Origin of the sequence: Aeromonas sp. sif2433 (assembly GCF_019218705.1) — a bacterium.
Taxonomy (GTDB): Bacteria; Pseudomonadota; Gammaproteobacteria; order Enterobacterales; family Aeromonadaceae; genus Aeromonas; species Aeromonas encheleia.
Map to the genome: position 1 here is coordinate 1 of NZ_JAHUXD010000016.1, position 20,226 is coordinate 20,226.

A 20,226-nucleotide genomic window follows, 5' to 3' on the forward strand; every position below is an offset into this window, starting at 1 on the left:
CAACGTTTTGTCGCTGCGGGAGTGGCATTCTACTCAACCGCCTTCTCGAGTCAAGCCTTATTTTCAGAGGCTTTATCGAGGCACCGACCGGCTTGTTTGCGTTGCCGCTTGCCCTGTCGATGTGGCGTATTATAGAGACATTGGTCACATTGGCAAGGCTTCGATGCAATAAAATTGCAAAAATCGGCGATTTCTTAGTTATTCATATCCAACCACAGCTTTTGTACAAACTTATCCACAGAACCCCGTCAAAACGGGCCCTGAGCGGGGCTTGATATCCTCTTTATCCCCCCAAGCGGCCATGACCAGAAACCGGATACCTATATAAAGGAGAGCAAGCAGGGATAGATGGCGGCATCAAATCAAACCAATCCAGCCTCGGCCACCCAGATTGCGATCAGCTCGGCCGCAGGCAGGTCGAGGCAACCCGTTACATTCTGGCCCGCCCAGAGCGGTGAGAAGTCATGGCTCCCGCTCTTTTCTGCCGCACCACGCAAAGGAGCCAATGCCGCACTGGCATGGGGGAAGGCGGGCGCCGAGGCAGAGAGCGGGCCCAGCTCCCGCATCAGGCGGTTGACGATGCCTCTGGCGGGGCGGCCGCTGAACAGGTTGGTCAGGGCCGTATGCTGGCCTTGCGCCGAGTGAATGGCCGCACGGTGCATGCGCGAGGTCGTCGCCTCATGACTACAGAGAAAGGCCGTCCCCATCTGCACAGCGCTCGCCCCCAGCGCCAGGGCGGCACGGATCCCCTTGCCATCGACTATGCCCCCCGCCGCTATGACCGGCAGCCCGACCGCCTGCACGATCTGCGGCAGCAGGGTGAAGGTGCCCTGTTGCAGGCTGAGGTCCTCATCGAGGAAGTGGCCGCGATGGCCCCCCGCCTCCAGCCCCTGCGCGATGATGGCGTCGGCGCCATGTTGCGTCAGCCAGACAGCCTCCGCGACCGTGGTCGCGCTGGCCAACACCCGGGCGCCCCAGGCTTTCACGCTGGCAAGCAGCGCGGGCGCGGGCAGACCAAAGTGAAAGCTGACCACGGCGGGCTGGAACTCGGCCAGGATGGCGGCCTGCTCCGCACTGAAGGGGGCTCGGCCAGGCACACTGAGGACGGCATCGGCAGCCAGCCCGAACTCGGCATAATAAGGCGCGAGCGCCTGTCGCCAACGGCGTGCCTCTACCGGGTCTGGCTCGGCCTGACGGTGACAGAAGAAGTTGATGTTGAACGGTTGGCCACGCTCCTTGAGTACCCTCAATGCCTGGCGCAGCTCGGTCGGGCTGAGCATGGCGGCTGGCAGGGAGCCGAGCCCCCCGGCGGCGGCAACCGCCAGTGGCAGGGCACAGTCCTGTACCCCCGCCATGGGGGCCTGAATGATGGGATAGCGGATCCCGAGTTGGGAGAGCAGCGTCATGCCTCTGTCTCCTGTCGTCCTGCCTGGTCCGGTTCGGCTTGCAGCTGAGCTCGGGCCAGGGCGATGGCTCCCTCGATGGCGCCGCGCGCCTGCGGGCTGTTCTGCCAGCAGGTCGAGCCCAGCAGGCTGGCCACCAGCTTGACGATATGGGTCGCGTCAGCCCCTGCCAATTCGTGCAGGCTATGGTAGCCCAGCTGCTCGAGCCGCCCGATGACGGTGGGGCCCACCCCTTTCACCCCGAGCAGCAAGCTTCGCTCCGGCGTAGAGAACTGTTTCATGGTGGTCATGGCTCAAACTCCTTTCCGATGGCGGTATTTGAACATCAGGCCCGCAAGGGGCCTGATGAAGATAAAGAGGGATCAACGCACGCTGCGTAGCAAGAAATCCGGCTGACCACAGGAGCGCAGCTCACGCTTTTGCATCTCGTCCGAGCAGGGGACGGCATCAGTCCCTTCCTTATTGACGCAAACGTAGACCTCCCTCAGGAACCGGCCGCCATCGGCGCAGGCGATGGTGATGCTGTCCGGCGCCAGCCACTCATTGGCATCGGCCAGATCGGCCTTGAGCTGGAAACGGCTCTTGCGCAGCGGCTCCTCAGGGGCCTGATAGGCGGCAGGCAGCTTCACCTTCTGGCGCAGCTCGCTGGCCAGCTGATGGAATTGCGGCTGGCTGAGGCCGGAGCAGGTGCCATGCTTCTGCCACTCATGGCGATAGAGGAAGCGACTGGGATAGAGCCCGGCAAACTCGCGCTCCATCTCGGGATCCAGCGGTTCAGCGCTGCAATCGCTCGGATAGCCACGCTGATACTGGGGCCAGAGGCCGTGCAGCACGAAGCCCAGCTGGCGGCTGCACTGCTCCCGATCGCCCGGCTTGACGGCGCAGTGCTCCGGCGACCAGGAGAGTGCCAGGGCGTAATAGTCGAAGTCGCCCGCCCTCCCCTTGCCTTGTACGGCCGAGGCACAGAGCAAGACTCCCACCAGCAACAGCATCATCTTCTTCATTTCTCAGCCTCCATCATCGCAACCCGGCCCATTTTTGCGAGGAACACAACCCGCCTGCCGAGCCACATGCTCCCATACCAGGGAGTCAAAGAACAACCATCTGAAATGTCCCTACTAAAGGAGGGTCAGACCAGTAAAGGGTTTCCCCCTCCAAAACAGAGGCGTAAGCTGACTCTCCGGCGAGCCTCTGCGTCCCGCCATTTTCCCCGATTTCATCAGCAACAGGACATGACATGATCCGCAAGAATCCCTCCGGTCACCTGCCCGTTATCGACGAATCCGCCTATATCGACAAGACCGCCATCATCTGCGGCAAGGTGATCATCAAGGAGAACGTGTTTGTCGGCCCCTACGCCGTGATCCGCGCCGACGAAGTGGATGCCAGCGGTGACATGGAGCCCATCGTCATCGGTGCCAACTCCAACATTCAGGACGGGGTGGTGATCCATTCCAAGTCCGGTGCGGCCGTCACCATCGGCGAGTACAGCTCCATCGCCCACCGCAGCATAGTGCACGGGCCCTGCGAAGTCGGTAACCGGGTGTTCATCGGCTTCAACAGCGTACTGTTCAACTGCCACATCGGCGAAGGCTCCGTGGTGCGCCACAACTCGGTGATCGATGGCTGCGATCTGCCCCCCGGCTTCTACGTGCCTTCCACCACCCGCATCAACCAGCAGAGCGATCTGGCTCAGATCCCGCGCGTCACCGTGGATGCCACCGAGTTCTCCGAAGACGTGGCCCACACCAATATCGATCTGGTCAAGGGATACAAGGCACTCTCCAACGAGTTCTGATCCCATTGTCCTTTTCTGAAAACACAACGGGCGCCTCGGCGCCCGTTGTCATCTCACGCAACCATCACTAGCACTTCTTCAGGCTGATATGCCAGTTGGCGCCTGACTGTACCTGATGCCTGGCGGCGAAGCTGTCCATGTTGAGCGCTACCGACACCTGCAACAGGCTGTTGAGGTAGACCAGCGGCTGCCCCTCAGGCACATCGCCGAAGCTGCTGACGTAGGGGGCCTTGCCCTCATATTTCAGCGCTTCTCCCTCGCTTATCCGGAAGCAGGCCTGATCCCCCTTGCCGATCCCCGCCTTGGTGAGCAGGGTCTCGTCGATGTTGGTCCAGACGTTGCCGTACTGCACATCCAGGATCGGAATGGTGCCCTTGAGGGAACCATCGGCCGCGGCCACCGCCGGCTGATAGGGGATCCGCACCACCTCGGCGGGCAACAGCGGCCCCACCTGCTCGTAGCTGATGGCGCCGGAGGCGAGTCGCGCGCCGGTGTAGGCGTAGACGTCGCGACCGTGGAAGGTGTAGGACTTCTCGGAGCCCTTGAGGCGATTGCGTTTCTCGTCGATCTGGCGCACCGCCTCGATACCGAAGTGCTCGGCCACCAGGGTCAGGGTGCCGTTGTCCGGCGAGACGATGTAGTGGCCGCTCTTGGTCTTGAGCACCACCGAGTGGCGCGCCGTGCCCACCCCCGGATCCACCACACTCACGAATACCGTGCCCTTGGGCCAGTAGTTGATGGTCTGATAGAGGCGGTAGGAGGCCTCCCAGATGTTGTAGGCCGGGATCTCGTGGGTCAGATCATAGAGCGGCAGGGTGCGGTCCACCCCGAAGGCGACCCCCTTCATGGCCGACACTGCGCCGTCTTTCAGGCCAAAATCGGTCTGGATCACCAGCGCCTCATTGGCGAAGGCGCAGCTTCCCGCCAGCAGAAGGGAGAGCGCAATGATGCGGGGAGCGGTACGAATATCCATATCAGAACTCCTGAAGCCTAGGGATTTAATAGCCATTTAGACATCCAGAATGCCATGGTGAATCCACTTTGCAAGCCGGCCACACCAGATGGGGGGAGAAAGCGCTCGCCCAGGCGCACGAGCGGGTGTATGAATCGTCTTATCCAAGGGATCGCAGAGGGATCGACATGAGGGAGACAGGGAGCCCCAGGCTGTCACTGAGCCTGGGTGAGCAGAGCAGCGGGGTGCAGATCACCCGGGCCGACGGCACCACCATCACGCACCGGCTGGCCTTCGGTCTCGAGGCCATGACGCCGGGGCCCTTTCGCCAGGATCCGCCGACGGCCCTCGAGCTGGAGCAGGCCATCATGGTGGTGGAGGATGCACTGATGCCGCTGGCAGCCGGGATCCCACCTCACCCCGTGCTGATCCTGCACAGCCCGCTCCCGCTCGCCAGCATGCTCGGCAACCAGGAGCTGAGCCGGGAGAGCATCGAGCAGCTGTTCGGCCAGTTTGTCGCCATGGTTGAGGGAGATCCGCTGGCGGCGGCGCAACTGCCCAAGGATCGTCGCTTTGCCGCCGCGCTGCTGATCCTGCGGGAGTGGATGCACCACCTGGATGCAGGGCGGGTGCTGCTGGCCGATTAGGCCGCCGCGTGCGAAACGGGGGCGCGACACAGTCCAGCCCTCGTGAAGGAGAATGGCCTGCATGACGCCGCTGAGCAGGGGCCAAACTCCATCGACGAAATGCGGCCATGATAGCGCCTGGCGTCAGCCTCCTTCGCAAGACGCCGGGCAGACAGGTGCGCCTCGTTCGCCATACCAATAGCCTGACTCGCTATCTCCTTGATATTTATCGTCGCGTCAGTTAACAAAGGCATCATTGGCGGATGCTCTGCGCTACAACTTGTTTATACTGGGGCGAATCAGTTGATGAGCGGCTCCATATAGCCCCCTAGGAAACCCATAGGCATGTCTGTATCGAGAATGCGCGACATACCCCGCAAATGGCTGCTTCGGCTGACCCTGCTGTGCCTGGTCCTGTCGGGTCTGGCGCTGGTGCTCTACTACACCTACCTCAGCATCCGGCATGACATGCAGCTCATCACCGCCAAGCAGCAGAATGTGTTCGAGGTCTACTATCAACGGGCCCGCATTCTGGAGCCGGAACATCTGGCCCAGTTCGTCGACGGCAGCAGCATCAAAGCCCCCATCTTCAGCGAGAACCAGGATGCGACCGTCTATGTCTATGGCTATGACGTCAAGTTCCGCGATCGCATCGCTGTCATCCCCATACTGCCGCCCACCAGCGAGATGCTCATCGCCTACCAATATGCCCTCTCCTATCCCGATGTCATCAATCTCTATGCCTTCTACGATGACTATCGCCTGCTTGGCATGGTGGCCGACAAGCAGATCCTGCCGAGGCGACTGCTGCCCAGCAACACCAGGCTGGATGACCTCAAGCCCTGGCGTCACTACTTCGGCTGCGCCGCCTTCGCCTCCACCCACGTTCCCTGCAGTGCGGACGAGGCCCAGGTATCCGAGATCTATACCGACGCCTTCACCCAGTTGCAGACCATCACCATGTACTTCCCCTTCGTCTTCTACGACCAGGCGAAAAGGGACTATCGCTATGGCCTGTCGGGGATAGACATCGACATCCATGAGGCCTTCAAGGCCGTATTTCGCCCCTTCGAGACCCTCAACCCGAGCCGTACCGTCATCTCCTTCGATGCCGCCGAACCCTGCCGTTCCTGGCACCTCTGCCTGAGCACCCGCCTCATGCAGACCAAGGCCGGCGCGGATCTCTATCTGAAGTGGTCCTACGGCTACGGCGATTTCGTGCGGGTGGCGCTCTATGGCCCCGCCTTCAAGCTCTACCTGATCGCCCTGCTGCTACTGATGCTGACCGGGCGGCGGGCCTATGCCCGGTTGCGGACCCTGGCCTACACCGATCATCTGACCCGGCTGCCAAGACGGGACATCCTGGACAATGCCCTGCTGCAGGAGCATGACTACCTGATGATCCTGGACATCGACAATTTCAAGTCGGTCAACGACATCCATGGCCACGCGGTGGGGGACATCGCCCTCGCCGCCTTCGCCCGCCATCTGCAGGAGAACATCCGCAAGGGGGACTGCGCCATCCGCTGGGGGGGCGAGGAGTTTATCGCGCTCTACAAGGGGCTGGAGGATGAGGCGGCGATGCGGCACGCGGTCGCCCGCCTGCTGGAGCAGGAGCTCCGGCTCCCCCAGTTGCCCGGCCCCATCACCTTCTCGGCGGGCATCATCCGCATCCGCGATTATCTGACGGTGTCCGACGCCATCACCCTGGCCGACGAGTTGCTCTACCACGTCAAGCAGCACGGCAAACACAACATCGCCCACTACCAAGGGCAGCACATCGAGCTCATCAGGACTCCCGAGCTCCCGATCGGCTGATCCCACGATTCAGACGCTCCTTGCCGGCTCCCTGCGCGTCGGCAGGGGCAATCGCCTTCTGCTGTGGGGGGCGCTTCTGCTACCATCGCGGTCACTATCCTGTTTCCGTCACGGTCCCGGCCGCGACGACCCCATACTGGTGCCCCTATGTCCCTTGCCTCCTTCACCGAATTGTCCCTCTCCCCTCGCCTGCTGCAGACCCTGACCGAGCTGGGGTATGAGACGCCGACCCCCATTCAGGCCAGCGCCATCCCGGTCATTCTGGCCGGGCGCGATCTGATGGCCGGCGCCCAGACCGGCACTGGCAAGACCGCCGCCTTCGTGCTGCCCATCCTGCAGCAGTTGCTGACCATGCCGAGGGAGGCCGATGAGGGCAGACCGATCCGCGCCCTGGTGCTGGTGCCGACCCGCGAGCTGGCGGTGCAGGTGCAGGGCAGCGTGGAGCGCTATGGAAAGGACACAGGTCTCACCAGCGCCCTGGTCTACGGCGGCGTCAGCATTGCGGCCCAGGTGGAGGCGCTAAAGAACGGGGTCGATCTGCTGATCGCCACCCCGGGCAGGCTGCTCGATCATCTGCGCCAGGGGGCTCTGAGCCTGTCCCGGCTCGGCCATCTGGTGTTCGACGAGGCGGACAGGATGCTCGACATGGGCTTTATGGACGAGATAAAGGCTCTGCTGCGCCAGATCCCCGCCGATCGCCAGACCCTGCTGTTCTCCGCCACCTGCGATGACAACCTGTTTGCCCTGAGCCGTGTGCTGCTGCGCGACCCCGAGTTGATCGAGGTGGCAACCCGCAACACCACGGCGGCGGAGGTGGAGCAGCGGATCTATGCGGTGGACGGCGATCGCAAGCTGGCACTGGTGGAGCACCTGCTCAAGGTGAAGGGCTGGGCGCCGGCGCTGATCTTCAGCCGCACCCGCCAGGGGGCGGACCAGCTGGCCCAGCGGCTCGGCAAGGCTGGCATCAACGCCCTCGCCTTCCATGGGGATCTCTCCCAGGGGGCGCGGGAGAAGGTGTTGCAGGAGTTCAAGGCCGGCAGCCTGCAGGCGCTGGTCGCCACCGACGTGGCCGCCCGCGGGCTGGATATCCAGGAGCTGAACTATGTGATCAACCTGGAATTCCCACATCAGCCGGAGGATTACGTGCACCGCATCGGCCGCACCGGTCGCGCAGGCAACAAGGGGCTCGCCATCACCTTGTTCAGCTCTGAGGATGCGCCACTCTTGGAGAAGGTTGAGGCCGTGCTCGACACCCGATTGCCCCAGCAGTGGTTCCCCGGCTTCGAGCCGGATCTCACCCGCTCAGAGCCCGAGCCGCGCCGCAACAGCAAGGCGGCCCAGAAGCAGCGCGCCAGAAAACAGGCCCTGGGCACCAAGAGTGGCAAGGGCAAGCGTTAAGCCCCACATCTGGTTTCAAGCCCACCCATCCCGGCCAAAGACGGCCTCCCCCCCCATAGAACCGCCCCTCTGCTCCCACACGGGAGCAGAGGGGCGCCCATCACCGCAGAAGCGTAACGCCCTCAGCCCTCAGCCCAATCCTTTCCCGTTGCTGAATGGCGGGTAAGGTTGTCGCGATCTTACTGATCTTTTTGTCAAAAACCACTGGTGAGTTCCCGGATTGCACTGGTCACACCTCCTATAGTGGGCTGGCAGAACGGCTCCAGCCGTCTCCCATTGATATTCAGAACGAGGGCTTCCCCATGAAAAGACCCACACTACCCCAGCTGGCGGCATTCTGTATCGTGCTGCTGGCGACGCTCTGCTGGTCACTGCCTACCCCGGCAGGACTCGCACCGGCGGCCTACCACACCGCCATCCTGTTTATCGCCACCATCCTTGTCATCGTCACCAACATCGCCCCCACCGGTTATATCGCTATCGTCTCCCTCGCCCTCTATGCCGTGCTCCATGCGGGTGGAGAAGTCACACCCAAGGCGGCCATCGAGGGCGCGCTGGTCGATTTCAATCACCCGCTGATCTGGCTCATCGTCATCGCCTTCATGATTGCCAGCGCCTTTGCCAAGACCGGGCTCGGCAAGCGGATCGCGCTGTTGCTGCTGAGCCGCTTCGGGCAATCCACCCTGCGCTCGGCCTACTGCCTGGCCGTCGCTGACTTTATCCTGGCCCCCGCCACGCCGAGCAACACGGCGCGGGCCGCCATAGTGGCGCCCATTGCCGACTCCCTGGCCAAAACCATCAACCAACAGGATCGCAAGCTGGGTCAGTTCCTGCTCTCCAGCGTCAGCGCCATGAACGATGCCTCCGCCGTCGCCTTCAGCACCGGCTTTGCGGGCAACCTGGCGCTGGTCGGCATCGCCGCCAGCGTGGCGGGTCTTGCCGTCGGCTTTCGCGAATGGGCACTCTATCTGCTGCCACCGGCCATAGGTCTGCTGCTGATCATTCCGCTGGTGCTCTATCTGGTGATCCGGCCAGAGACCAGAAAGACCCCAGACGTTCCCCGCTTCGCCCGAACCGAGCTGGCCAAGATGGGCCCCCTGTCACGGCATGAGAAGAGCCTGCTGGGGGTGTTTGTCGGTCTGGTGGTGCTCTGGATCGGCGGTAACAACCTGGGGCTGGATGCCACCACGGTCGCCTTTCTCGGCCTAGCCGCCCTGCTGCTGCTCGGCGTGCTGACCTGGAACGACGTCAAGGGCAACGGCGCAGCCTTTGATACCCTGATCTGGTTCAGCGTGTTGATGGGGATGGCCGACAACCTCAAGCAGGTCGGCTTCACAGACTGGCTGGGGAACGCACTCTCCCAGTTCATGCACAGCACCCTCGGCGGCTTTGGCACCATGTCCATGCTACTGGTGGTGATGGGGCTCTACCTCTTCACCTCCTACGCCTTCGCCTCCGGCACCGCCAAGGTGGTGGCGCTGGCTCCGGTCATCACCGGCGCCCTGCTGGCGGTCGGCGTGCCCAAGGAGATGGCCATCTTCAGCATCGCTGCCATCACCAACGTGGGCTGCAACCTGGCCACCTACTCCCATGCCCGCATCCCCCTGCTGCTCGGCATGGGCTATCACACCAGCGGCGAGTGGATGCGTATCGGCCTGGTGATCGCCCTGGCAGGCTTCGCCGTGGTGATGGCCATCGGCCTGCTCTGGTGGCCGCTCCTGATCTGAATGCATGAGGGCCCGATACGGGCCCTCTGCTATTAGCAAACAGGATAAGGGCCCGTCAGGAACGGGGCGCCTCGGCCAGCAAGGCCTGATAGTGATCGATAAGCTCGGGCCCGTGCAGCGGCGAGTCGTGACCACCCACTATCGTCTTGAGCGGCAGCTTCATCGCCTTGAGCCGCGCCAGGGTCTGCGGATAGGCCTGCAGATCGGCGAAGGCGAGGTTGCCCAGTTTCTCCTTCAGGATGCAGTTGCCATAGAGCACCTGCTCGTCGGGGAAGTAGACGAAGATGCCGTCCGGGGTATGGGCCGGGCCCAGGTAGAAGGCGCGCACCTTGTCAGCTTGCAGGCTGAAGTCACCGTCGTGCACCTCGTTCGGCAGCACCAGCGGCAGGTCCGGGTAGTCCGGCAACCCCTTGCGGGTGAAGTCGACTATGGTCTGCCAGTCGCTCTGCATCAGATCCCGGGTCTGGCGGGTCGAGACCACTTTCGCGCCGATGGACTTCCAGTAGGCGTTACCGCCGGCCCTATCGGTGTGGTAGTTGGTGTTGATCACCTCCAGCACCGGCTGGCGACTGACCTTCTTGATCAGCTTGTGCAACTCGCGGGCGGTATCCGGCGTCCAGGTCGCCCCCACTACCGTCACCCCCTTGGCCCCGAAATAGACCATGGAGTTCTCTTTGAGGTAGTAGTTGTCCTCCACCACATACACAGGGCCGCTCACCTGCTTGAGGGCCATCTCCCCCGCCCGCACGCTACCGCCCCAGACACTCGCCGCCAGCACTAGGGCACCGGCCAGTCCGCATTTCATCCAACCTTTCATCATCTTGCTCCCTCGATACAACCAGCCCCTCGCCACCCCTGTGGCAAGCCGGGCCTTTTAAGCAGTGAGCAGAAGATACGGGAGATTTGTGAGGGGAAAATGAGCTTCTGTGAAGACAAAGTGAAGTCTGGGGGAAGTCCCGGAAGAAACCACGACAGAAAGTGCGGTTGGCAGTGTGGGGAATGGAGAGAGGTTAATGGTCAAAGCATGCAATCACCGCCTTGATGTAGGAACGATAAGCGCAGCGTAATCGTCCGTTTACCGCCACGCACCAAGTCATGGCAAGACAGGCTGGAAACTCTGGATATCAGCTGCCTCTCAGCCACTACCAACTCGCGATCGTCCGAATACGCTTCGCTATTCGAACCTACAGCACAGATAGCAGCCCCTCACCCTAACCCTCTCCCGAGGGAGAGGGGATGGCCCCTGCCAATTCCAAGCCCGGTTGCCAGACCAAATCAGAGGCGCATATTTGCTCCCTTCTCCCCTTGCGGGAGAAGGGCTGGGGATGAGGGGAGGTAACAATAAACCCCATCATGTAGGGTCGATTAGCGCAGCGTAATCGTCCGCATAACGCCGCGCACCGAGTCATGGCAAGACCGGCAAGAAGCTCTGGATACCAGCAGCTTCTCGGCCACGATCTATTCGCGATCGTCCGAATACGCTTCGCTATTCGATATGACAATGATCCTGCGAAGCCCAGCATGCTAAATTACCAATGCTCAGGAATATTATTGAAAGAGAACTTCACGGATGATACCTCATGTAGATCACAAGCAATAACATCTGCTGATGTTAAGTCAAAGAGAGCTATGTTATGACCTGCAGCAAGAGAGCTTTTATAAGCAATTCCATCATATCCTTTGGACTTAATAAACTCAGAGATAATTTGAGTGGGTACGTAATCAGATGTCACATCCGATGCTTTTACCGGTCGAGAGAACGCATTATCTATATCAGCCCAAACAGCCTTGATGATCTCTTCCTGTTGTGGCTCCACTAGATAAAATCGACGGTTACCCTCTCCATATAACTCAGAAAAGTCAATTACCCTGAGTTTTCTATTAACTCTCAACCGCGCAAGTGAAATAATAGAACCTAACCATGGTCTAACTTCAGACATTGCAGTTTCTTTATCTGTAGCAACATATATGTATGGAATTCCCTTGGGATTAGCTCTTCCTTCTGACGCGGAATCTACTAATGGTTTCATTCTCTGATATGGGAATGGAATAGGCATGATATCAACTACCACCGCCTCCCCTGTATCATGGTCTGTTTGCGTTATTTCTCTCTCATTATGCCCCAACTGGGCACGCCATAAAACATAGCCAGGCTCAATTACTTTAATTCTATCTTGACAGGTTTCAATTATAGAATTCATGAAATCTTGGGATTCTGCATCTAAAATATAGCGATTTTTTGAGCGCACTACATTCATAAATCTGTAATAGCTTCTATGAGATTTGAATGTCATTCCACAACCTTATTGAAGATGAATACAGTTGAAGACTTTACCATAAAAAGGTACTGCAGCGTAAAAATAAACACCTCAAATAAATATCAATAAAAACTTAGTCATCCTTATTAACCACCTGATATATCACCACCACCAAGTGTGCTATATAGATAAGCACGACCACAATAATGTGACTGTGGAATACATCAATCTGAATACAACTAGGTTAACCATTAGCTGGCTACAGCGAAGACATAAAAATATTATAATAAACATGCTTAAATAAAAACCACCCGTGTTACGGGTGGTTTTATTTTTATTATAACCAGACTAACCTAGGCTATTTAGCCCCAGCCACCAATCAACCCAGCGGCGGGGTGCGCGGCGGCACCTTGCGCTTGCTGCCGGTGGACTCGAAGGCGGAGGCGACGCGCAGCAGGTTGTTGTCGTCATAGGCGCGACCGGCGAAGGTCAGCCCCACCGGCATGCCGATGTCAGCCATGACGCCCATGGGGACTGTGACGGTCGGCACGCCCAGATGGCGAATGGCGAGGTTGCCGTTGGCGACCCAGATGCCGTTGCTCCAGGCGATGTCGGCGGAGGCCGGATTTATGTCCGCATCGGCCGGGCCGACGTCAGCCACAGTCGGGAACAGCACGGCGTCGAGCTTGAGCCCGTCCATCCAGTCCTCCAGATCCAGCTTGCGGGTCCGCTCCAGGCCGCGCAGGCCGTCCGGCACTGTGGGGATCTCGTCCCAGGATTTGAGGCCGCGCTTGGCCATCTTGACGTACTCGTCCATGCCGGCGGCCAGATCGCCCTCGCGGTTCGGCAAGGTGCCCGGATCGTGGGGGAAGATCTTGGGGCCATCCACGTCGGCCAATTGCTTAAGCTTGGGATCGCCGTTGGCGCGCAGGAAGTCGTCGAAGGCCCAGCCGGAGAGCTCCCACAGCTCGTCGTTGAGGAACTCAGGACTCACGATGCCGCGGTTGAACACGGTCGGCGCGCCGGGTCTGTCCCCTTCACAGTTGGAGACCAGCGGGAAGTCCACTTCAATCACCTCGGCGCCAGCGGCTTCCAGCGCCTGACGGGCCTGTTCCCAGAGCGCGATCACCGACGGGCGGGTATGGATGCGCTGGCCGGTCGGGCCGCCGATGCCGGGGTTCTCGCTGGTGCCAGCCAGTTCATCCTTGTTGATAAACATGCGCGGCACGCCGAGGCGCTTGCCCTTGAGGCTGTCAGCCTGGGATGCGAGCTCAAGGTAGGAGGCCGGGCGAACCTCGGAAGCCTTGGGGATCTTGACCCAGGGCTGCATCCGCCAGAGATCGCCACGGGTGTCGGCATCGTCGGCGACCACCACATCGAGCACTTCCAGCAGATCGGCCATGGTGCGGGCGTAGGGCACCACCACGTCCATGGTCGGGGTCAGCGGCCAGTTGCCACGTACCGAGATCACGCCGCGGGACGGGGTGTAGGCACACAGACCGTTGTTGGAAGCCGGCCCACGACCGCTCGACCAGGTCTCCTCGGCCAGACCGAAGGCGGAGAAGCTGGCCGCGGTGGCGGTACCGGCACCGTTGGAGGAGCCGGAGGCAAAGGGCGCAGTCAGGTAGTCCGCGTTGTAGGGGCTCTGTGCACGGCCATAGACGCCGCGCTGCATGCCGCCATTGGCCATGGGCGGCATGTTGGTCTTGCCCAGGCAGATAGCGCCCGCGGCCCGCAGCCGTTCGACGGTGAAGGCATCGCGCTGGGCAACCAGATCCTTGAACGCCGGGCTGCCGGAGGCGGCGGTCAGCCCCTTGACCAGATAGCTGTCCTTGGCGGTGTAGGGGATGCCGTCCAGCGGGCCCAGGGTTTCGCCACGGGCACGGCGGGCATCAGAATCTTGCGCCTCTTTCAGCGCATCGGGATTGTGCACCACGACCGCATTGAGCTTGGTCGCGGTCTCGGGGCCGTTGTAGGCATGGATACGGGCCAGATAGGCCTTGACCAGTTCGACCGCCGTGGTGCGGCCGGCTTCGAGCGCGTGGCGCAGCTCGGCGATGGAAACCTCGGTCACTTCGATCATGCTGGATCTCCTGTAAAAGGGTGACGCTGTGCGGTATTGGCCAAAGTGGCCATATCACAGGTGATTGCTTGTGATGGTGGTCGCCGCATTCAGCGCCTTCGACCACCACGCCATCAAGAGATAAAACCCCACCAGCGTGGGGTTTTGACGATCTGTTGTCCCTGCGGATTACTTGCCAGAGGGGATCTGTTGGGTAATGCAGTGGATATTGCCACCGCCCAGCAGGATCTCGCGGGCGGGCACGCCGACAACCTGATGCTGCGGGAAGATCTCTTCCAAAATCTGCTGGGCCTGCCCATCGGTGGCGGCATCCAGCAGCGGGTAGACGATGCGATCGTTGGTGATCAGGAAGTTCACGTAGGAACCGGCCAGACGACCCTCGGCCTCGCGCGGCACGCCGCTGCCGCTCTCGACACCGGCGGACTCTTCCTGGGTGCAGAACAGCGGGCCCGGCTGGGGCAGCTTCCAGATCTTCAGCTCACGACCCTTGGCGTCCCGAGTCTCGCTCAGCACCTTGAAGGCGGCCTGGGAGCGGGCATATTGCGGGTCGTTCTCGTCGTCGGTCCAGTGCAGGGCCACTTCGCCCGGGCGCACGAAGCAGCACATGTTGTCGATGTGGCCGTCGGTCTCGTCCATGTAGACACCCTCGTCCAGCCAGATGAAGCTCTGCACGCCGAGATAGTCGCGCAGCAAGGCTTCGATCTGCTCCTTACTGAGGTGCGGGTTGCGGTTCGCGTTGAGCAGGCACTCGGCGGTGGTCATGCAGGTGCCTTCGCCGTCGACGTGGATGGAGCCCCCTTCCAGGATGAGCGGCGCGTCGTAACGCGCCATGCCGTGCTGGCTCAGCATCTTGGCGGCCACTTCTTCGTCCTGGTTCCACGGGTGGTAGAGACCGCCATTGAGGCCGCCCCAGGCGTTGAAGCCCCAATCCACCCCGCGGCACTCGCCTGCGCGGTTGGTGACCACGGTCGGACCGCTGTCACGGGCCCAGCAGTCATCGCTGGCCATTTCGACCAGGGTGACATGGGCGGGCATGATGGCGCGGGCCTGCTCCATAAACTCGGCGGGCACCCCCATAAAGACCGGCGTCGCACCACCTATGGCGTCGGCCACCTTGGCGAAGGTCTGTTGGGCGAAACGACCGGCTACCCGCCAGTTGTCCGGGCGAAACGGCCAGATCATCCAGACGGCCTGCTGGTGCGCCCACTCGGCGGGCATGGTGAAGCCGTCGGCGGCCGGAGTGGTGTTCATGGTCTTGATGCTCATCGCAAGGCTCCTTGCATGGATTGAGGCCCCCCAATTTACCCGGGAACCTTGGAAAAATAAGAGTGGGACGCAGTGTAAGAAGTTGCGCTCCCATCCATCAAATGAATAGGATGGATTGTCCCATAAGCACGGCGAATAATCCCCCCATGAAACTGCACCAGCTCGACCTCAATCTGCTGCTCGCCTTTGACAGCCTGATGACGGAGGGCAGCGTCACCCGCGCCGCCGAATCGCTGTTTATCAGCCAGCCTGCCATGAGCCACGCCCTCGGCCGGCTGCGCACCTTCTTCGGGGATCCGCTGCTGGTGCGCACCCCCCAGGGGATGCTGCCGACCCCCCGCGCCCAGCGGCTGCACCTGGGGGTGCAGCAGGCGTTGCGGCTGCTGGAGCAACATCTCAGCGAGGAAGAGGAATTCGAGCCGCTCCACTCCAGGCGCCGCTTCGTGCTCTGCACCACCGACTACGTGGAGTGCGTGCTGATCCCGCCGCTGATCCAGCGCCTCAAGGATCTGGCTCCCGGGGTCACCATAGAGATCCGCATCCTGCGCGACAGCCTGCCGGAGGCGGAGCTGGCGAGCGGCGAGATCGATCTGGTGCTGGGGTTCGATGAGTACATGCAGGTGCCGGGCTATCTCGGCAAGGAGACCTGGCTGACCGAGCCGCTGGCCGGGCTGGTGCGCGCCAGCATGGCGCTTCCGGAGGAGCGGATCACGCTGCAACAGCTGATAGAGATGCCCCATGTGTTCCACTCGCCACTCGGCACCTCGGAGGCGAGCCTGGATCGCTATCTGAAGACGCTGGGCTTTAGTCGCACCATCTCGGTCAACAGCCAGAGCTATATGTCCGCCGCCGCCATCGTCAGCCAGAGCGACCACCTGCTGGTGCTGCCCAGCATGGTGGCCGAACTGCTCGCCAGCCACTGGCCGCTGAAGAGCCTGCCGCTGCCGGAGGCGGTGCCCGATTACCACCTCAACTGCGTCTGGCATCCGGTCCATGCCCAGCAGCCCGCCTTGGTCTGGTTGAAGGATCTGATGAAGGAGCTGGTGAGCCAGGAGCCGGACTAACGGAACGAGTGATGTCTGGCTTAGGTAGCACTAATCTTGATACCGCCCCCTCATCCCCAGCCCTTCTCCCGCAAGGGGAGAAGGGAGCAAATACAGCCCGACGGCGATCAATCAACCACTGTGCATACCAGCCTGACAGGGCCCTCAACTGCCGCGCCGATACGATTGAAGGATAAAATGGCTCAACCGGTATGCCTCAACGCATCTCGCTGGCCACCGGCAGATCCCCACGGGCGATGGCCGCCAGCAGGGTGGCGTGGTCGTCCCGGGTGCGCTGGCCATAGGCCACGGCGAAGTCGGCGATGGCCTCATCCATCACCTCCGACTTGCCCAGGTAGCCGGCGATCTGCGCCGCATCCCCCGACTTGGCATGGGCCAGCGCCAGCGCCCAGCCGCACAGCTGGCAATACTCGACGAAGTGGCGCGGCTTGACCGCGCCCGGGCTGATGTCTATCCCCCCCTTCATGTCCCGCAACTGGCGCACGTAGAAGTGGCGGCCCTTCAGCTCGCACCAACCGAGGAAGATATCCGGCGAGCCCTGGATCATGCGCTGACCCCGCACCACCCGCCGCCCCTGGCTGCCACTGTCGTCCGCCGAGGTGAAATAGGGCGCCAGCACCGAGGGCTGCGCCTCTTTGACCTGCAGGAACAGCGGATCATCGTCGTCGGCCCCGGTCAGCAGGATCACCCAGCAGCGGGTGCCCACGCTGCCGACCCCCACCACCTTGCGCGCCACGTCCACGACCCGGTAACGCTGCAGCAGGATGCGCCTGTCCTCCGGCAGGGAATCCAAATAGGCCTCCAGCAGCTCACCGAGCACCTCGTAGACGGGCTCCCCATCCTCGGTATGGGTCTCACGGATGACGAAGGGGTGGATCTCGCGGATCCTGTGCTGATCGTCCACCAGATCGGTCATCTTGCCGAGCACCTGCAGATGGTTGCGGCCACGGGCCTTGAGGAAGGTGGCCTCGATGCGCTGATGGGCATCGGTGGAGAAGGCGTCGAGCACGGTGGATTGATCGATGTGATCATACCAAACCCGCATGAAGCCCATTTTCCCGTATTCCCGAAGCCTGATGCGGTAGCTGGCCGCGATCATCCTGGCCGCCTCCCGCTGGCGGGCGGCATCGGCCCCGATATATTCGGCCGCCACCAGGGCGCTGGCGGCCAGCCGCTTGAGATCCCACTCCCAGGGGCCGAGGTGGGTTTCGTCGAAGTCGTTGATGGCCAGCACCAGATTGCGTTCGGCACTCGCATAGAGGCCGATGTTGGCGACATGCATGTCGCCACAGGCCTGCACCATCAGGCCGGAGCGGGGCGTGTCGACGAGATCCGCCGCCATGATGGCGGCCGCGCCGCGCAGGAAGGCGAAGGGGGAGGTCTGCATCCTGGCATGGCGCACCGGTACCAGCTTCTGCAATCGGGTGGCGGCCTGCGCCTTGAGCACGGCGATGGGATCCCGCCCGGGCAGGACCTCCGGCAGCAGTGCATGCGATTCACGGGGAACCTGCTCACGCAGCTGTTTGCCGGCGGCGAAACGCTCCGCGATGGAGAGCCGTGGCGAGGTGAAATGCGCCAGCATAGCCCGGGACCTTGCCTTCCTTACCATATCCTTCTCCCCCGCCATCAGACCTCACATGAAGATGGAAGAGGGAACCGACTGGGGCAAGCACCGGGAGAAAAAATGGCGCTATGGGCACGACAGAGGGGCTAGCGAGGGGTCAGGGCGGCCATCAGGTGGCTGACCACGGCGTCCAGCAGGGGGCGGTCGGGGCGGCACTGGGCGAAGGTGATCAGGCCCTGGATGTTGATCTGCAGGAAGGCGGTCAGGGTCGGGATGTCGCTGTCCGCGACCAGCTCCCTCTGCTCCCTCGCCCGTTGCAGGATCAGCGTCAGATCGGACTCCAGCTCGGCATAGATGGCCTTGAAGCGCAGGTGCAGCTCCTCGTCCTGCTCCGCCAGCTCCATCAGGGCGCGGGTCACCAGGCAGGAGCCCTGCAGCGCATCGTTCACCAGCTGCTGGAAGTAGTGCCGCAGCCCGGCCAGCGGGCTGGGTCGATCGAAGCTGGCATGGCGCAGCGTGCGCTTCTCCTGCACATAGTGATCGACCGCCGCCAGCAGCAGGCCGCGCTTGTTGCCGAAGGCCGCATAGAGGCTGCCCGGGTGCAGTCCGGTCGCGGCCACCAGCTCCTGCATGGTGGTCTTGGCATAGCCCCTGGCGCGAAATGCCTCCATGGCATGTCGCAGGACCTGGTCACGATCAAATTCGGCGATGCGCATGGGGTCTCCGTTGGCAGGCCTCATCGCGCCTTGGCGATGAGGGTAGAAAAGGGCGGCAAGTTTACCCCAGCGGGCAGGCAAGACCAATCCTGGTTAAATATTCGCTCAAAAAATACTTGCGTGCAAAACAAAAAGAGTCTTGAATGCACGTTCAAGAATCATTCTCGAGGACGATGACCATGGATACCCTGTTTCAACCTTACCGTCTCAACGGCACCCTGACCCTGGCCAACCGTTTCATGATGGCCCCGCTGACCCGCTGCATGGCCGGTCCCGGTCTGGTGCCCACCGAGCAGATGGCCGCCTACTATGCGCGCCGGGCCGACATCGGCCTCATCATCTCCGAGGCCACCATCATACGCCCGGACGGACAGGGTTATCCCAACACCCCGGGGCTCTACAGCCCGGAGCAGGTCGAGGGCTGGAAACAGGTCACCGGCGCCGTGCATGCCAAGGGTGGCAAGATCTTCGCCCAGCTGTGGCACGTGGGTCGCCTCTCCCACCCCTTCTTCCACCATGCCGAGGTGCTGGCGCCGTCTGCCGTCGCCCATGAGGGGACTGTGCCGCGCATGCGCGAGCTGGTCTATCAGGTGCCGCGCGCCCTGACGGTGACCGAGATCGAGCAGCTGGTCGAGGACTATGCCACGGCCGCGGCCAACGCCATCGAAGCCGGCTTCGACGGGGTCGAGATCCACGGTGCCAACGGCTATCTCATCGATCAGTTCCTGCACCATTCGAGCAACCTGCGCGACGACCAGTACGGTGGCACGCCGGAAAACATGAGTCGCTTCGCGCTGGCGGTGGTGGATGCGATCAGCGCCCGCATCGGCGCCGAACGCGTGGGGCTGCGCCTCTCCCCCGGTGCCTATGTGCATCTGGCAGGGGACCAGCGCGACCGCGCCGTGTTCGACCATCTGCTGGCCGAGCTCAACCACCGCACCCTGGCCTATGTGCACCTCGGCATCTTCGATGACAGCCTCACCTTCGACTACCTGGATGGTCGCGCCTCAGACTACCTGCGCGCCCACTACGATGGCCACCTGGTCGGGGTCGGCAACTACAGTGCCGAGACCGCTGCCGAAGCCATCAAGGCCGATCGCTTCGATCTCATCGCCATCGGCCGCCCGCTCATCGCCAACCCGGACTACCTCAGCAGGGTGAAACAGGCCGAGCCGCTGGTGCCCTATGCCGATGCCATGCTGGCTGAGCTGGTGTAAGCCGGGAATATAAAGAAAATCGAACCGCGGGTGACACCACGGCCGACGCCATGCTGGCTGAGCTGGTGTAAGCCGGGAATAAAAAGAAAATCGAACCGCTGGTGACACCACGGCCGACGCCATGCTGGCTGAGCTGGTGTAAGCCGGGAATATAAAGAAAATCGAACCGCGGGTGACACCACGGCCGACGCCACGTTGGCCGAACCGGTGTCACCGGCTCTTCTTCTGACCAAGGATGGGATCCGCGCCCCGGCGCGGGTTTCCAATGTTTGGGCCCCCTCCCGGGCCCTTTTTTTATGCCCGGCCGCCAGCGTCCCTGCCCAAGAAAGCGGTTGC

General features: G+C 61.9%; 18 protein-coding genes. 8 read left to right on the forward strand and 10 right to left on the reverse strand.

Translation table 11 applies throughout. The annotated features are described in order from the left end of the window. The coding region (locus KW825_RS18715) for a hypothetical protein (protein WP_218292468.1) at window positions 1-275 on the forward strand (275 nt) is incomplete at its 5' end. Between the two features lie 87 nt (window positions 276-362). Here KW825_RS18715 and KW825_RS18720 read toward each other — a convergent pair. The 3 genes from KW825_RS18720 to KW825_RS18730 form a co-directional block, all read right to left on the reverse strand. Further along, window positions 363-1,406 (reverse strand): nitronate monooxygenase family protein, encoded by a 1,044-nt coding sequence (locus tag KW825_RS18720; protein ID WP_218330054.1) that lies wholly within the window; start codon window positions 1,404-1,406, stop codon window positions 363-365. Next, window positions 1,403-1,693, reverse strand: a complete 291-nt coding sequence (locus KW825_RS18725; RefSeq protein WP_042652854.1) for a Pathogenicity locus — start codon at window positions 1,691-1,693, stop codon at window positions 1,403-1,405. The genes KW825_RS18720 and KW825_RS18725 overlap by 4 nt, the downstream gene beginning before the upstream one ends. Window positions 1,694-1,765: 72 nt before the next feature. Then, window positions 1,766-2,407, reverse strand: coding sequence for a ribonuclease (locus tag KW825_RS18730; protein WP_218330055.1), 642 nt, complete (start codon window positions 2,405-2,407; stop codon window positions 1,766-1,768). A gap of 233 nt (window positions 2,408-2,640) precedes the next feature. Here KW825_RS18730 and KW825_RS18735 point away from each other — a divergent pair, with 233 nt between their 5' ends. After that, the gene (locus tag KW825_RS18735) at window positions 2,641-3,201 is read left to right on the forward strand and encodes a carbonate dehydratase (RefSeq protein ID WP_218292464.1); all 561 of its coding nucleotides are present in this window, start codon (window positions 2,641-2,643) and stop codon (window positions 3,199-3,201) included. Between the two features lie 67 nt (window positions 3,202-3,268). Here the strand turns inward: KW825_RS18735 and KW825_RS18740 are convergent, their stop codons facing one another. Then, on the reverse strand, window positions 3,269-4,174 hold the full coding sequence (locus KW825_RS18740) for an S-adenosyl-l-methionine hydroxide adenosyltransferase family protein (RefSeq protein ID WP_218330056.1): 906 nt from the start codon (window positions 4,172-4,174) through the stop codon (window positions 3,269-3,271). Between the two features lie 167 nt (window positions 4,175-4,341). On the opposite strand from KW825_RS18740, the gene KW825_RS18745 reads away from it, so the two are divergent. The 4 genes from KW825_RS18745 to KW825_RS18760 all read left to right on the forward strand — a co-directional run bounded on the left by KW825_RS18745 (window position 4,342) and on the right by KW825_RS18760 (window position 9,722). Beyond that, window positions 4,342-4,800, forward strand: coding sequence for a hypothetical protein (locus KW825_RS18745; RefSeq protein WP_218330057.1), 459 nt, complete (start codon window positions 4,342-4,344; stop codon window positions 4,798-4,800). 324 nt (window positions 4,801-5,124) lie between these two features. Next, window positions 5,125-6,597, forward strand: a complete 1,473-nt coding sequence (locus KW825_RS18750; protein WP_218330058.1) for a GGDEF domain-containing protein — start codon at window positions 5,125-5,127, stop codon at window positions 6,595-6,597. Between the two features lie 147 nt (window positions 6,598-6,744). Further along, on the forward strand, window positions 6,745-7,995 hold the full coding sequence (locus tag KW825_RS18755) for a DEAD/DEAH box helicase (RefSeq protein WP_218330059.1): 1,251 nt from the start codon (window positions 6,745-6,747) through the stop codon (window positions 7,993-7,995). A gap of 302 nt (window positions 7,996-8,297) precedes the next feature. Next, complete coding sequence (locus tag KW825_RS18760; protein WP_218330060.1) at window positions 8,298-9,722, forward strand: DASS family sodium-coupled anion symporter; 1,425 nt, start codon at window positions 8,298-8,300, stop codon at window positions 9,720-9,722. Between the two features lie 55 nt (window positions 9,723-9,777). Here the strand turns inward: KW825_RS18760 and KW825_RS18765 are convergent, their stop codons facing one another. The 4 genes from KW825_RS18765 to aguA form a co-directional block, all read right to left on the reverse strand. Next, complete coding sequence (locus KW825_RS18765; RefSeq protein WP_256353992.1) at window positions 9,778-10,539, reverse strand: CphA family subclass B2 metallo-beta-lactamase; 762 nt, start codon at window positions 10,537-10,539, stop codon at window positions 9,778-9,780. Between the two features lie 712 nt (window positions 10,540-11,251). After that, window positions 11,252-12,016 carry an RES family NAD+ phosphorylase gene (locus tag KW825_RS18770; RefSeq protein WP_218330062.1) on the reverse strand — a complete coding sequence of 255 codons (765 nt, stop codon included), beginning with the start codon at window positions 12,014-12,016 and terminating at the stop codon, window positions 11,252-11,254. Window positions 12,017-12,359: 343 nt separating this feature from the next. Further along, complete coding sequence (locus KW825_RS18775) at window positions 12,360-14,063, reverse strand: amidase (RefSeq protein ID WP_218330063.1); 1,704 nt, start codon at window positions 14,061-14,063, stop codon at window positions 12,360-12,362. Between the two features lie 168 nt (window positions 14,064-14,231). Beyond that, window positions 14,232-15,329 (reverse strand): agmatine deiminase, encoded by a 1,098-nt coding sequence (gene aguA, locus KW825_RS18780; protein ID WP_218330064.1) that lies wholly within the window; start codon window positions 15,327-15,329, stop codon window positions 14,232-14,234. A 146-nt stretch (window positions 15,330-15,475) separates the two neighbouring features. Between aguA and KW825_RS18785 the strand changes: the two genes are divergently transcribed. Then, window positions 15,476-16,393 (forward strand): LysR family transcriptional regulator, encoded by a 918-nt coding sequence (locus KW825_RS18785; RefSeq protein ID WP_218330065.1) that lies wholly within the window; start codon window positions 15,476-15,478, stop codon window positions 16,391-16,393. 196 nt (window positions 16,394-16,589) lie between these two features. Here KW825_RS18785 and KW825_RS18790 read toward each other — a convergent pair whose 3' ends face one another. Further along, window positions 16,590-17,975 (reverse strand): DUF2252 domain-containing protein, encoded by a 1,386-nt coding sequence (locus KW825_RS18790; RefSeq protein ID WP_042651822.1) that lies wholly within the window; start codon window positions 17,973-17,975, stop codon window positions 16,590-16,592. A gap of 128 nt (window positions 17,976-18,103) precedes the next feature. Further along, on the reverse strand, window positions 18,104-18,673 hold the full coding sequence (locus tag KW825_RS18795) for a TetR/AcrR family transcriptional regulator (RefSeq protein WP_218330067.1): 570 nt from the start codon (window positions 18,671-18,673) through the stop codon (window positions 18,104-18,106). Window positions 18,674-18,852: 179 nt separating this feature from the next. On the opposite strand from KW825_RS18795, the gene KW825_RS18800 reads away from it, so the two are divergent. After that, entirely contained in the window at window positions 18,853-19,890 is a 1,038-nt protein-coding gene (locus KW825_RS18800; protein ID WP_218330068.1) for an alkene reductase, read from the forward strand. The last annotated feature ends 336 nt before the right edge of the window (window positions 19,891-20,226 follow it).

Coding starts and splice junctions, on each gene's coding strand:
- KW825_RS18725 (WP_042652854.1), bottom strand. CDS start 1,693: ATGACCACCATGAAACAGTTCTCTACGCCGGAGCGAAGCTTGCTGCTC.
- KW825_RS18745 (WP_218330057.1), top strand. CDS start 4,342: ATGAGGGAGACAGGGAGCCCCAGGCTGTCACTGAGCCTGGGTGAGCAG.
- KW825_RS18735 (WP_218292464.1), top strand. CDS start 2,641: ATGATCCGCAAGAATCCCTCCGGTCACCTGCCCGTTATCGACGAATCC.
- KW825_RS18740 (WP_218330056.1), bottom strand. CDS start 4,174: ATGGATATTCGTACCGCTCCCCGCATCATTGCGCTCTCCCTTCTGCTG.
- KW825_RS18720 (WP_218330054.1), bottom strand. CDS start 1,406: ATGACGCTGCTCTCCCAACTCGGGATCCGCTATCCCATCATTCAGGCC.
- aguA (WP_218330064.1), bottom strand. CDS start 15,329: ATGAGCATCAAGACCATGAACACCACTCCGGCCGCCGACGGCTTCACC.
- KW825_RS18730 (WP_218330055.1), bottom strand. CDS start 2,407: ATGAAGAAGATGATGCTGTTGCTGGTGGGAGTCTTGCTCTGTGCCTCG.
- KW825_RS18770 (WP_218330062.1), bottom strand. CDS start 12,016: ATGACATTCAAATCTCATAGAAGCTATTACAGATTTATGAATGTAGTG.
- KW825_RS18800 (WP_218330068.1), top strand. CDS start 18,853: ATGGATACCCTGTTTCAACCTTACCGTCTCAACGGCACCCTGACCCTG.
- KW825_RS18795 (WP_218330067.1), bottom strand. CDS start 18,673: ATGCGCATCGCCGAATTTGATCGTGACCAGGTCCTGCGACATGCCATG.
- KW825_RS18750 (WP_218330058.1), top strand. CDS start 5,125: ATGTCTGTATCGAGAATGCGCGACATACCCCGCAAATGGCTGCTTCGG.
- KW825_RS18765 (WP_256353992.1), bottom strand. CDS start 10,539: ATGAAAGGTTGGATGAAATGCGGACTGGCCGGTGCCCTAGTGCTGGCG.
- KW825_RS18775 (WP_218330063.1), bottom strand. CDS start 14,063: ATGATCGAAGTGACCGAGGTTTCCATCGCCGAGCTGCGCCACGCGCTC.
- KW825_RS18790 (WP_042651822.1), bottom strand. CDS start 17,975: ATGCTGGCGCATTTCACCTCGCCACGGCTCTCCATCGCGGAGCGTTTC.
- KW825_RS18785 (WP_218330065.1), top strand. CDS start 15,476: ATGAAACTGCACCAGCTCGACCTCAATCTGCTGCTCGCCTTTGACAGC.
- KW825_RS18760 (WP_218330060.1), top strand. CDS start 8,298: ATGAAAAGACCCACACTACCCCAGCTGGCGGCATTCTGTATCGTGCTG.
- KW825_RS18755 (WP_218330059.1), top strand. CDS start 6,745: ATGTCCCTTGCCTCCTTCACCGAATTGTCCCTCTCCCCTCGCCTGCTG.